Annotated in this window: 3 protein-coding genes; 2 read left to right on the top strand and 1 reads right to left on the bottom strand. The window is 64.3% G+C overall.

The genetic code is table 11. From position 1 onward, the window contains the following. Positions 1-52: 52 nt before the first annotated feature. Complete coding sequence (locus tag OO258_RS09800; RefSeq protein WP_266030106.1) at positions 53-10879, bottom strand: peroxidase family protein; 10827 nt, start codon at positions 10877-10879, stop codon at positions 53-55. 546 nt (positions 10880-11425) lie between these two features. On the opposite strand from OO258_RS09800, the gene OO258_RS09795 reads away from it, so the two are divergent. Further along, positions 11426-13162, top strand: coding sequence for a type I secretion system permease/ATPase (locus tag OO258_RS09795; protein WP_266030105.1), 1737 nt, complete (start codon positions 11426-11428; stop codon positions 13160-13162). Positions 13163-13168: 6 nt separating this feature from the next. After that, entirely contained in the window at positions 13169-14509 is a 1341-nt protein-coding gene (locus tag OO258_RS09790; RefSeq protein WP_266030104.1) for an HlyD family type I secretion periplasmic adaptor subunit, read from the top strand.

Below are 14509 nucleotides of genomic sequence, written 5' to 3'. Positions count from 1 at the left end.
GGCTGCTGCGCAGCCCCCCTGCAGTACCCGCAACAGCTAACCCCTGCGCCCCTCAACCGGCCAGGATGAAGTCTGCGGCAGTCACCGTGGTTGCATCCGCCACCCCCACCAAGCGTATGGAGTCGGCAGCACCGATGCTTACCAAGGTGTCCGCCCCCACATCGGCGATGGTCACGCTGGCGCCAAAGGTGGCTGCGGTGATGTTGAGGGCGGTGATATCCAGCCGGTCCTGGCCACCCGCGGCAATGGCATCGAAGTTGATGATCAGGTCGTTGCCAAAGCCTGCAGCGAACTGGAACACATCGTTGCCATCGATGGCCATCATGGTGTCGTTACCGGCACCGCCCACCACCGTATCGTTACCCGCCGCACCGTTGAGGAAGTCACTGCCGGCTCCCCCGATCAGGGTGTCGGTACCCACGTCGCCGAACAGGGTGTCGTTACCATCGCCGCCCTGCAGGGTGTCATTGCCGTTGCCGCCATCCAGGCTGTCATCGCCAGTACCCCCCGCCAGGTTATCGTTACCGGCCTCCCCGAGCACCGTGTCGTTGCCGTCACCGGCATCGAGGCTGTCGTCACCCCCGCCTCCGCTCAGTCGGTCAGCACCCAGGCCACCGAACAGCTGGTCGTTCCCGGCATCGCCATTGAGCGTATCGTTGCCGGCATTGCCGTTGAGCACATCGTTACCGCCATCACCGCTGAGCGTGTCATTACCTGCCCCGCCGCTGATGATGTTGGCCAGCCCGTTACCCGTGCCGGCGAAGTTGCTCACCCCGGTATAGGTCAGGTTGTCGACGTTGGCGGCCATGGTGTGGCTGGCCAGCGTGGTAAGTACAAGGTCCGTACCGGCCCCCGTAGCCTCGACCACCACATCCCCGGCGTCATCCACCACATAGGTGTCGTTGCCCACGCCACCCACCAAGCGGTCGGCACCCACACCGCCGTTCAGCAGGTCGTTGCCCGCCCCCCCCGTGAGGGTGTTGGCCAGCGCGTTGCCGGTACCGGTAAAGGCGCTGCTGCCGGTATAGGTCAGGTTCTCGACGTTGGCGCCGAGGGTGTAGCTGGCCAGGCTGGTCTGCACCTGGTCCGTGCCGCCGTTGAGTGCCTCGGTGACTGTATCTCCGGCGTTGTCGACCACAAAGGTATCGTTGCCGGCACCGCCGTTCATGGCATCTGCGCCAAGCCCGCCGCTGAGGGTGTCGTTGCCATCCTCGCCATTAAGGAAGTCGGGGTCGTCACCGCCATTGAGGATGTCGTTGCCAATACCACCGAACAGCTGGTCGCTGCCGCCCAGGCCGTTGAGCGTATCGTTGCCGCCCAAGCCCGAGATCACGTCATTGCCTGCACCACCGGTCAGGGTGTTGGCCGCATTGGTACCGACCAGTACTACACCCGGTGGCACGGTGACTGCAGCGGTCGCCGCCGAGGTCAGCGACTCCAGAGTGCCGAAGCCGTCGGTGTAACGCACGATCACCCGCAGCTGCTGGTTACCCTGGGCGAAGCCGGGGGTGAAGGTGGCCGCCGTAGCCCCGGCAATATTGGCGAAGGTGCCGCCGGTGCCTTGCTGCCACTGGAAGCTGAAGGCCCCCAGGCCGTCGATGTCGGCAATTGCGCCGGTGAGCGCGGTCAACGTCTGGCCCTGGTCAGGCGTGGTGTCGCTGATCAGCAACGCACCGGTCGGCGCATCGTTGACGTTGGCCACCGGGTCGAGAATGTCGGAGGCGACGCTTTCCTGCACGCCAAAGTCATCCACGTAGCTGACCACCACCCGCATGTTCTGCCCCACTTGCGCCTGGGTCAGGACGAACGTGCTGCTGATGGCGCCGGCGATGTTGACCCAACCGACACCCCGGTTGGACTGCCACTGGAAGGTGAACTGAGGGTTGCTCAGGCCGTCGGCGTCGACGATGGTTGCCGGGTTGGCGGTGAGCGTTTGATTCTGCACCAGCAGCCCGGTCACGGTCGGCCCGGCGCTCGGCGCGCTGTTCGGCGTCGAATCGACGATTTCCAGCGTGCCCTTGGCATCCTGGTACACCGCACGCACGCGGATGTTCAGGCCGGCGACGTCGTCCGTGACGCGGTAGGTCGTACCGGTGACCCGTGTCGCTTCACCAGCGGCCACTACCGTGATGTCTTCATAAACCCCGGAACCCGGCAGCGCCTCCACCTGCCAGTAGTAGGCCACAGGGCCGTTCACCGCACCGGTCGCATTGGTTGCACTGACATTGTCCGCGTCATGCACGGCGAGGTTGCTTACCCTCAGCAGCTGGCCACTGACCGGTGTATCGTCGCGTAGCCCGGTGCTAGCGTCGAGAATCGCCAGGTGGCCGGTGGGGCCGGCGTTGACTGCCGTACCCACGCCAGAGGCCTGCGAACTGTCAGAGAACTGCAGGCGCTCGATGCCGGTCAGGTGGTCGACGCCATCACGCCCGGCCACCAGGTCGGTGACGGTCACCGAGTTGCCATCGACCACCACGCTGTAGTCAGTGGACACCCCAGAGTACACCGCCGTGTCGTAGTGGTCGGTGCCGCTGAGGATCTCCCGCACGATCACCAGCTGGCCCGGCTTGTAGGTGCCATTGAGCATATACGGCACCATCGGCTCCATGCTGTTGAAGCTGGCGATTTCCGGGCCGGTGCCATCAGGGTTGGCGCGTACGCTGATGCGCACGTTCAGCCACTTGTCGCCGTCGAGGATATCGTCGCCACCCCGGCCTTCGAGCAGATCGCTGCCGCTGCCGCCGAGGATGATGTTGCCGCCGTCATAGAAGGTCGCCCCGGCCGCCAGCAGGCCGGCCAGCCCGTCGATCAGGCTGATGTTGGTCAGCACGCTGCCGTTAGCACCTGCAGTAGGCAGCGAGGTGGCGTCTTCGCTGTCGCCGCGCAGGAAGTCGCCATGCGCCGAGCCCGACAGGCCTTCCATGATGTCGAAGCGCACCAGCGTCGAAGCGCCCGAACCCGGTACCAGTGGCACATCGAAGAAGCGGTCGCTCATGTCGATGGACACGCCTTGGGCCAGGTCCTTGAAGGTTGCCCAGTCGTAGCCTGAGCCACCAATGTAGCGGTCACCAAACCCCAGGCTGCCGACCATGATGTCGTCGCCGCCTTCACCGTTGAACTTGTCGTTCTCGTTGCCGCCGACGAAGACGTCGTTGCCGATGATCGGGTCGTTGCCGAGCGGGTCGAAGTTGTCGCCAGGCGCGCCGTCCGAGGTGCCCTTCTCGATCCAGTCATCACCTTCGTTGCCCATGTCCTGCTCGTTGGCCTTGCTGCCGAGGATGAAGTCATTGCCCTGGCCGCCAATGGCTTCGGAGGCATCCTCACCGGTGACGATGAAGTCATTGCCGAAACCGCCGATGATCAGGTTGATGCCATTACCGCCGTGCAACACATCGTTGCCGTCGCCGCCCTGGATGTTGTCGTCACCGCCCATGTCGCTGATGATGTCGTCCCCGGCGCCACCGCGCAGCTGGTCGTTACCGTCCCCCCCCTCGATGCGGTCGTTGCCGGCATCACCCCAGACCGTATCGTCGCCTTCGCTGGAGACCAGAATATCGTCCCCGTTGGTGCCGCCCAGCACGATGTGCTCGGCACCGGCATAGCGGATGTAGTGGGTGTCTGGCCCAGCCGTCAGCGGGCTGTCGCGGAACACCACCTGCTCGCCGTTTTCGCCCAGCGGGTCGGCGCTGCCAAGGCCCTCGTTGTACTGCTTGGTCTGGTCCAGTTCCAGGTAGAAGCCAGGGTCGGAGAACACCAGGCCTGGCAGGTGGGTGGCTGAGCTGTTGGCCATGATCAGCTTGGCGAACGAGTTGCTTTCCAGCTCGGCGTTCATCGACAGGCCCGCGGTGCGCTCCAAATAGTAGAAGCGGTCGCCGTCCTGCAGTTTCTCCATCTGGTTCTCGAACACGAAGTTGAAGGTGCTGCCAAGCATGCCGCCAAATGGCGCTTTTGCTTCCGCCAGGCCGCCGATCCACAGGTCGATGGCATCGACCCCGGTCACGGTGACTGCCTTCAGGTCATCGGCAGTACCCGGTACACCGTCCTTGCCGGGCAGGGTCACGTTGGCCCAGGCGCCGCTGCTGTTGAGGAAGTCCATGCGGTCGGCGGGTGCGCCATCGCCGCCGAACACCAAGGCCATGGCCGCGGCGCGTTTTTCCAGCAGGGTGGTGGCAGCGGTGATGGTGCTGTGGGTGCCGTAGGCCGCGATGAAGTTGATCAGCGACTCTGGATGTTTCAGGTGTTGCACCAGGTCGACCCAGCTGCTGTACGGTTTAAGCTGGGTATCGCCGGTTTGCCCGTAGATTTCCCGGCGCACAGCGTTCAGCGAAGGGATGCCGACGTCGCGGCCACGGGCGATGTTGATCGCTGGCAAGTCCAGTGGCAGGCCGAGCAGGTTGTTGCGCAGCGCCTCGGTGACGAACTCGTCGATTTCGTTACCGGCCTGGCGAGTGACCCCGCGCACGATGGCGCTGGTGGCGTCCTCGGGGGTTACGCCACTGGCGGCATAAGCCAGCGGGTTGAGGAAGGCCGCGATCAGCCCCAGTTGCTGGTCGGGGTTGGCGCTGGCCGGGTCCTGGATGACGTTGAAGTCGATGTCGAAGCGGTCGACAGTCTCGGTCAGCATCGAGTGGCCGAAGCGGTACACGGTGTGGGCGAACTCGGCCACGATCGAGGCATCGAGGTCAACGTCGTACACCTGGGTCGGGGCAAAGAACAGGTCGACCCGAGGTTGCACGGTGCGGGCGAACTCCTCGAACACCAGGTGCTGGTACTGCATTTCGGTGCCGAACTTGGCCGCCTGGAACAGCCGCTCGCCATTCCACACCAGGGCACCGATCTCGGCCGGGGTGACCGGCAAGGCGCTGACCGGGTTGAGCAGCCACTCGTTGAGGAAGGCCAGGTCACCCGAGTCGAGCACGGTGTCCATGGTCTGCGCCACCAGCCGGTTGTGCTCGGAGTGGAAAATCGCATGCACGGCGGTCAGGCCGATGTTCTCGTTGACCCGGCCGTCACCGGCGATGTAGTGCGCGTCCAGCAGCTCGTTGTCGTAGGCCAGGTTGGCACCGGTCTGCGGGTTGACCGGCACGGCATTGCCGGCAACGTTGTCGGCATCCGGCGCCAGCACGCCGCCACTGAACACCGGCACGGCATTGTGGGCGATGTCGGCAAGGAACTGGTGCCCGGTACGCACGGCGTTGGTCAGGTCGAGCGGTGCCAGCGGGTTGCCTTCGACCTCCTGGTCATCAGCGGTGCCGGCAATACCGTCGAGCCCCTTCATCACCACCATCGGGTAGCCGTTGGGCCCTTTGATGAAGTTGCCGTAGGCGTCGGTGGCCAGCAGCGGCACGTTGTCGACGTCGGCATCGGTCAGGTTGATGCCGAGCAGGTCGCGGGCCTGGGCCTTGACCACCTTCCAGGTGGCCATGCCGCCGATCTCGGTGTCGTCGGCCGTGCCGAACCTGCCATCAGCGCCCAGGTCGCGATTGGTGATCAACCGGCCCGTGGCGACCGGGCCGTCGTCAGTCATGACATACGCGCGCAGGAACACCTGGTGCGAGGGATGCGAGCTGTAGGTCTGGTTCTGGTCGACGAACGGCGTGGTGGTGTTGGTGTGTTCGCGGATGTCGTCGGCGTTGCCAAGGATGCCGTCCGGCCCAGGCAGGTTGGTGGCACGGGTTACCACCATGAAGTTGGTGAAGCCACCCTCCACGTACAGCGGGTCATCCGGTTGCAACGGGATGTAGATGGTACCGGAGCCGCCTTTGGTGACCAGGTCCAGGCCATGGTCGAAGAACTGCCCGAAGAAGGTCATCCACGCGTTGAACGGCGCAGACAGCCCGGCATCGGCAGCGGTGTTCTCGAACAGGTACACGTCATGGTCGTCGGTGGTGCCGAACTGGCCGTCCATACCTGGGCTGGCGACGATGCGCACGCCATCCTTGAGCACGTCGTCGTTGCCTGCGGCGCCGAAGTTGAGCACGCCATCGGCACCCGGGTCATACGCGGTGGCGTAGGCTGCTGGGTTGTTGGAGGTCTGGTCGACAATCAGGTTGCTGATGGTACGTGGCTGCGAATCGAACACCGGTCCGCTGGTCTGCTGGTACGACGAACCCGGGATGGCGGGGGAACCTGGGCCGAAGAAACCGGCTGGCGCACCTTCGGCCGGGTTGAATACCGGGTCGGTCACGCGCGGGAAGACGTTGTCGGCGGCACCGTATTGGGTGTTGTTGTTGCCGTTCAGGTTCATCAGGTTGTTGTTCGAGCCATCCACCGCACGCAGGCCCATGGCTGCGCGGACGTTGGGGATCAGCGAGAGGATGTCCTGCCCGGCGGCATCGGCCTCGGCAATCTTGATTTGCGCGAGGATAAAGTTCAGGTCGGAGCGCACCATGTGCAGGCCGGCACCGCCGTCACTGGCATCCACCACCGGGGTGGCCACTGTCGGCACCACGGGCGCGCCAGGTTGCACCACGGTGGTAGGCTGCGAGTACAGCACTTCGGTAGTGCCATGGGCATCCTGATAGATCGCCTTGACCCGCAGGCTCAGCCCGGCCAGGTCTGGCGACACCTTGAACGAAGTGCCATCGGCGCTCTGGAAGGCCAGGTCACCGGCCGGCAGCAGGATGATGTCCTGGAACACACCGCTGCCCGGGTCGGCCTCGAACTGCCAGTAGTAAGACACCGACCGGTCGGCGAGCGAGCCAGTCGGGTTGCCCGCACTGATATTGTCGGCGTCGAGCACAGCGGCCACGCTCACCGTCAGCATGTCACCCACGGTAATCGCACCGCCGTTGCCGTCGAGCAGGGTCGGGCTGCCGGTGGGTTGTGCGTTCACCCCCTCCACCAGTACACGCTGGCTATCGGCAAACTGCAGACGCTCGATGTGCAACAGGGTATCGACGCCATCGCGGCCGGCCACGGTGTCGGTGACAGTCCAGACGTCATCGGCAACATCGGCGGTGCCCTTGGTGTTCTGGGTCACCACGTACTCGTTCTGTAGCCCAGAGAATATCGCCGTGTCGAAGGCGGCCCCGCCGGTCGAAGTCCCGGGCAGGATTTCGCGCACAGCCTTGAGTTGGCCGGGGTTGTAAGTGCGGTCAAGCATGAACGGAATCATGTCGGCCATGCTGTCGAAGCTGGCGATTTCCGGGCCGGTGTGGTCGACGTCGCCAGGGGCATACACGGCGATGCGCACGTTGAGCCACTTGTCACCATCGATCAGGTCATCGCCACCCCGGCCTTCGATCAGGTCACTGCCATTGCCGCCGAGCATGATGTTGCCGGTGGCAAAGCCGGTGGTGGGCAGGCCGGCATCGGCCAGGAACTGCTGCAGCCCCCGTATCAGCGCCACGTTGGTCAGCGCACTGCCGGTGGCGCCGCCATGGTTGAGAATGGTCACGGCATCGACGTCGTCACCCTTGAGGACATCGGCGTAGGCCGAACCGGACACCCCTTCGACCTCGGCGAACCGGTCCAGAATCGATGCAGGCGAAGCGCCCACCGGGTTGAACACGCCAGCGTTCTGGTTCGGTGCGTTGCCATGGGGCTGAGCCAAGGCGGCCAGGCTGAGGTCCACGGTGACACCTACGCGGTCATTCTTGTTGGTGACCCAGTCGAAACCGGACATACCGTCCATTTTGTCTTGGGCATCGCTGCCGACGAAGATATCGTCGCCGCCCTCACCGATCATTTCGTCGAAGCCGCCGCCCCCGACGAAAATGTCGTTGCCAATGACTTCGTCACCCAGCAAGGGCGCGAAGTTGTCGCCAGGTGCGCCGTCCTGGGTACCCTTCTCGATCCAGTCGTCACCTTCGTTCCCGGTAGGTGGCAGGTTGGTCTTGGCGCCGAGGATGAAGTCGTCGCCCAGGCCGCCGAAGGTGGTGCTGATGTCCTCGGTGGTGATGATGAAGTCCTGGCCATCGCCACCCAGGATCAGGTTACCGGCAACTCCCATGCTGCCGGCGACGATCACATCGTTGCCGGCGTTGCCTTCCAGGCGGTTGTCGCCGAACGAATCGGTGATGATGTCGTCGCCCGCGCCACCCAGTACCGCGTCGTTGCCGGCGCCGCCTTCGAGCAGGTCATCACCGGCATCGCCATAGAGGGTGTCGTCGCCTTCGCTGGAGATGATGATGTCGTTGCCAGCGGTGCCACCCAGCACCACATGGTCTTCACCGGTGTAATGCAGGAAGTTGCCGTCTGGCCCGACAGTATCGGGGTTATCGCGGATCACCAACGGAACGATTACAACCCCGTTGATCTCGATGCCGCCAGTGGGGTCGGCCTTGCCGTCGGCGCCCAGCCCGGTGAACTGGTTGGCCTGGTTCACCTCCAGCGTGAACGTGGGAGTGAGGAACACGGTGTTGGACAGGTGGGTGACGTCGGAGTTGGCCATGATCAGCTTGGCGAAGGAGTTGTTTTCCAGCTCCGTACCAAAATTCATGCCCGCCGTGCGCGACAGGTAGTAGAAGCGGTCACCGTTCTGCAGCGCTTCCAGCTGGGTTTCGAAGACAAAGTTGAAGCTGGAGCCGAGCATGCCGCCAAACGGCATTTTCTTCTCGGCCAGGCCGCCGACCCAGAAGTCGATGGCGTCGACCCCAGTCACGGTCACCCCGGCAATGTCGTCGGCGGTGCCGGCGATACCGTCCGCGCCCGCCAGCGTCACGTTGGCATAGGCACCGGTGCCGTTGAGGAAGTCGAGGCGGTCGAGGGGTGCGCCGTCACCGCCAAGTACCAGTGCCACGGCGGCGGCGCGCTTGGCGGCCTCGGTGGTGGCCCCGGTAATACTGCTGTGGGTGCCATAGGCGGCAATGAAGTTGATCAGCGACGCCGGGTGCTTGAGGTGGTCGGCAAAGTCGACCCAACTGATGTAGGGCTTGAGCTGGCTGTCGCCGGTGGCGGCATAGAACTCGCGGCGGGCCTCGTTCAGGCTGGGGATGCCGGTATCACGACCGCGGGCGATGTTCAGCGCAGGCAGGTCAAGTGGCAGGCCGAGCAGGTTGTTGCGCAGGGCTTCGGTGACGAACTCGTCGATCTCGTTGCCCACCTGGCGGGTAACGCCGCGGATGATTGCGCCCGCCGCTTCATCGGCCGTGGCGCCGCTACCGGCGAACGCCAGCGGGTTGAGAAACGCGGCAATCAGGCCCAACTGCTGGTCGGGGTTGGCCGGGTCGGCAGAAACCGGGTTGAACGCCGGGTCGTAGCGGTCGACGGTTTCGGTCAGCATCGAGTGGCCGAAGCGGTACACCACATGGGCGAACTCGGCGAGGATGGCCGGGTTGATCGAGGTGTCGTAGCCGTTGGGGGCGAGGAACTCATCGATCTGCGGTTGGATGGTGCGGGCGAACTCTTCGAACACCAGGTGCTGGTACTGCATCTCGGTGCCGAACTTGGCGGCCTGGAACAGCCGCTCGCCATCCCACACCAGCGCGGCGATGCCGGCAGGCGTGGTGGGGATGGCGGTGACGTCGTCGATCAACCACTCATTGAGGAACGCCAGGTCGCCCGCGGCCAGCAGGGTATCCTTGGTCTGCTGCACCAGGCGGTTGTGCTCGGAGTGGAACACATGGTGCACGGCAGTCAGGCCGATGTTCTCGTTCACCCGGCCGTCACCGGCGATGTAGTGCGCATCGAGCAATTCGTTGTCGTAGGTCAGGTTGTTGCCTCCCTGCCCGACCGGCTGTGCGTTGCCCACCAGGGTGTCGGCGTCAGCCTGCAGCACACCCCCAACCACCACGGGCGCGGCATTGTGGGCGATGTCGTCAAGGAAACCATGCCCGGTGCTCACGGCATTGGCCAGGCTGATCGGCGCATTGCGGTTGCCCTCGACCAGCTGGGTGACGTCATCGGCGGTGCCAGCGATGCCATCGGCGCCGTTGTTCACGCGCATGACCACCTGCGGCATGCCGTTGGGTCCGCGCAGGAAGTTGCCGTAGGCATCGGTCGCCAGCAGCGGCACGCTATGCACGTCGGCATCGGTCAGGTTGATACCCAGCAGGTCACGGGCCTGGGCCTTGACCACTGCCCAGGTGGCCATGCCACCGCTTTCGCCGTTGCCATCGTCGGCGGTACCGAACTTGCCGTCGGCGCCCAGATCACGGTTGGTGATCAGCCGCCCGGTAGCCACCGGCTCACCTGCCGCGTTGACCATGTATTCGCGCAGGAACACCTGGTGCGAGGGGTGCGAGCTGTAGGTCTGGCTCTGGTCGACGAAGGGCGAGGTGGTGTTGGGCTGGCTATCGTCGGCGGTACCCACCACGCCATCGGCGCCAGCGGTGCGCACGGCGCGGGACAGCACCATGAAGTTGGTCGGGCTGCCGGCCACGAACAGGGGGTCGTCCGGGCGCAGCGGGATGAACACGATGTCGGTGCTGCTCTTGCTGACCAGGTCCAGGCCGTGGTCGAAGAACTGGCCAAAGAAGGTCATCCAGGCGTTGAAGCCGGCGGTCAGCCCGGCGTCTGGCGACACGTTGGGCATAAAGAACACAGGCTTGTCGTCAGCGGTGCCGAACACGCCGTCGATACCAGGGCTCATGACCGGCGCGGCACCGCCGTTGGCCTCGACTGCGGCCGGGTTGTTGGCTGTCTGGTCGACGATCAGGTTGCTGATGGTGCGCGGTTGCGAATCGACGACATTGCCGGTGCCAACATAGTTGGCGCGGTAAGAAGCTTCGAGCAGCCGCAGGAACGAGTTGTCGGCTGCGCCGAACTCGCTCTGTCCGGCGACCAGGTTGTTGTAGCTGCCGTCGACCGTGCGCAGGCCAAAGGGCACCTGGCTGTTGGGCAACAGGTCGCTCAGGCTGGCGCCATCGGCGTGCGCCTCAGCGATGAAGATCTGTTTGAGGATGAATTCAAGGTCCGACTTGCTGAAATTGGCCATTGCAGTTGCCCTCGATCTGTCCGGAGATGACACAGGGCAACAGGGTCCTTCCCGCGCCCAGTCAGTGTTGACGTGCGCAGAATCTGGTTGGGTGTACCGGGCTCAGTAGCCCAGCACTCGTGTGCTGAAACCTCTGGCCTCTTCTTGGCAAGCTGGCACCCCCGTTGCGGGAGGGGCCCTGTAAACCGTGCGCAACAGGTGTAACGCACGTGCATCGATCCCAGCTCGCACAGGGCCCGAATACTTCAGACTAAAGTCGTAGGCCAAAAGCTTGTCAATATTTCGTCAAAAAAATCTCGGCCGATGATAATGCGATGCAACTCACTGTTTTCCTGTGACTTATAAAAAGTTCAAAGTATTTATAGAGCAAAATGATATTACCGAATGTTTCGTTGCAACCTACGCTGCTGCATGTGGGAGCAACGCAGCGTTTTGGCCAATATCGCCATCAGAGCGACCCGCCTGCGAGCCGACCAAGAAGCCACAACTACCGTTTTACGGGGCGCCGCAAGGGCTTCCCGCTTTGTGATGAAGGGAGGCCCCCCGATGGCTAAGCCACCACGCACCCGCTCCGAGCTGGCCGACGTGCTGTTTCGCTTGCGCCGCAGCTTCTACGCCCTAGCCGCCTTCAGCGGCGTGATAAACGTCATGATGTTGACGCCAGCCATCTATATGTTGCAGGTGTACGACCGCGCCCTGGTCAGCCGCAACGTCACGACGTTGGGCATGCTCACCTTGCTGGTGGTCGGGCTGTTCCTGCTGATGTCGGCGCTGGAGATGGTTCGCACCCGGGTGTTGATAAGGGTGGGCAACGGCCTGGACATGAGCCTGAACCGGCGCCTCTTCAGCGCTGCCTTCGAACGCAACCTGAGCCGTGCCGGCGGTAACCCGGCCCAGGCCCTGCAGGACTTGGCGCAGGTTCGGCAGTTTCTCACCGGCAACGGCCTGTTCGCGTTCTTCGACGCTCCTTGGACACCGATCTACCTGCTGGTTTGTTACCTGATCCACCCCTGGCTCGGGCTGGTCACCACGATTGGCTCGCTGATCCTCGTCGGGCTGGCCTACCTCACTGAAAAGGCTACGCAAAAGCCCTTGGCCGAAGCCAACCAGGCAGCCATGTCGTCAGCCAGCTACGCCAACAACAACCTGCGCAACGCCGAAGTGATCGAAGCCATGGGCATGCTGCCGTCAATCGGCAAGCGCTGGTACCAGGGCCACTTGCGCATCCTGCAGATGCAGACCCTGGCCTCCGACCGCGCGGCGCTGATCAGCAGCACCGGGCGCTTCGTGCGCATCACCCTGCAGTCGCTGATCCTCGGCACCGGCGCGCTGCTGGCGATCGAGGGCACGATCACCCCCGGCATGATGATCGCCTGCTCGATCCTGACCGGCCGAGCCCTGGGCCCGGTGGAACAGGTAATCGCCGCGTGGAAGCAACTGCTGGGCTGCCGCCTGGCCTGGGGCAGGCTCAATGACCTGCTGCAGGACTACCCGCAACGGCCACCGAGCATGTCGCTGCAGCGGCCAATGGGCATGCTGGCCGTGGAGAACGTGATCGCCGGCGCCCCTGGCAGCAGCACCAGCATCGTACGCGGGGTGAGCTTCAGCCTGGCCCCGGGTGACAGCCTGGGTGTCATCGGCCCTTCGGCCTCGGGCAAGTCCACCCTCGCCCGCCTGCTGGTAGGTGTGTGGCCGGCCCAGGCCGGCAAGGTGCGCCTGGACGGCGCCGATATCTTCACCTGGAACAAGGCCGAACTGGGCCCGTGGCTGGGCTACCTGCCGCAGGACGTGGAGCTGTTCGAAGGCACCATCGCCGAAAACATCGCCCGCTTTGCCGAGGTGGACAGCGACAAGGTAATCCGTGCCGCCCGCAGCAGCGGTGTACACGACATGATCCTGCGCTTCCCGCAGGGTTACGACACCCGCCTGGCCGCCGATGGCAGCCCATTGTCTGGCGGCCAGAAGCAACGCATCGCGCTGGCCCGCGCCCTGTATGGCGAGCCCAACCTGGTGGTGCTGGACGAGCCCAACGCCAACCTCGATGACGTGGGTGAAAAAGCCCTGGTCGATGCCCTGGCCGAGCTCAAGGCACGCGGCGCCACGGTGGTGCTGATTTCCCACCGGCCCAATGTGCTGTGCGCAGTCGACCAGATACTGATGCTGCGCGACGGCGGTGTGCACATGCTTGGCAGCCGCGACGAAGTGTTCGCCGCCCTGCGCAAGGCCGCGGTGATTCCGGCAACGGCTGCGGCACCGCTGGCTTCGGTCAAGGTACGGGAGTAACCGATCATGCAGATGACTCAACATGCCGAACTGATCCCCGCCGAGACCAGCCACCTGATCGACCTGGACGCGGGCCGCCCGGTACGCTGGGGCGTATGGCTGGTCATCGCCGGCTTCGGCGGCTTCCTGCTGTGGTCCTGCCTGGCGCCACTGGACGCCGGCGTGGTCGCCACCGGTACGGTCAAGGTCACCAGCAACCGCAAGGCGGTCCAGCACCTGAGCGGTGGCACCGTTGAAGCGATCATGGTGCGCGAAGGTGATGTGGTGAAGAAAGGCCAGGAAGTGGTGCGCCTCGATGCCCTGCGCGCGGTGGCCGAACAAGGCGCTCTCAGCGCCCAGTACATCGTCAGCAAGACCGTGGAAAACCGCCTGGAAGCCGAACGCGATGGCCGCGATACCGTTACGTTCGACCCTGCCCTGCTGGAACACTACGCCAATGACCCACGCTTGCTGGCCGCCATGGACCTGCAACAGCGCCTGCTCGACACCCGCCGCGCGGGCCTGGCCGGCGAACTGAGCATCCTTGAAGAAAACCTCACGGCCTCGGCAGTGCAACTGAAAGGCCTGCAGCAGGTGTACGGCGCCCGCGCCTCGCAGATCGGCTTCCTCAACCAGGAACTGCAAGGCACCCGGGTACTGGCCGCCGAAGGTTATGTACCCCGCAACCGCCTGCTGGAGCTGGAGCGCAGCAATGCTGACCTGTCCGCCGGCCAGGCCGAAAACCTCAATAACATTGCCCGGGCGCGCAGCCAGGCGACCGAGATCAAGCTGCGCATCCTGCAGCGCCAGCACGATTACCTGAAGGAGGTGGAGTCGCAACTGACCGATACCGCCAAGGAAAACACCACCCTGGCCGATCGCTTGCGCGCACTGGACTATGAAGTGACCCACACGGTGATCCGCTCGCCGATCGACGGCATGGTCCAGGGCCTGAGCATCGCCACGGTCGGCGGCATCATCCAGCCCGGGGCCAAGATCATGGAAGTGGTGCCCCTCGACCAGCCGCTGCAGGTCGATGCGATGATCCCGGTGCAGGCGATCGACAAGATGGTCCCAGGCCTTGACGTGGACATCGCCTTCCCGGCCTTCAACCATGCGCAGACGCCGAACATTCCCGGCCGGGTAAAAACCATTTCTGCCGACCGGCTGCTCGACGAAGAAAGCAAGCAGCCGTTCTACCTGGCCCAGGTGGAAGTGACGCCGGCCGGCATGGGTTTGCTGGGCAGCAACCACATCCGCCCCGGCATGCCTGCCACCGTCACCATCAAGACCGGCGAGCGCAACCTGCTCAGCTACCTGCTCAAACCAATGCTCGAACGCGTGGACGCCGCGTTCAAGGAGCAATGA

The sequence above is a fragment of the Pseudomonas sp. DCB_BI genome, from assembly GCF_026240995.1.
Lineage (GTDB): Bacteria > Pseudomonadota > Gammaproteobacteria > Pseudomonadales > Pseudomonadaceae > Aquipseudomonas.
The sequence above is the reverse complement of the archived record's forward strand: the minus strand, read 5'-3'. Positions and strand labels throughout refer to the sequence as shown.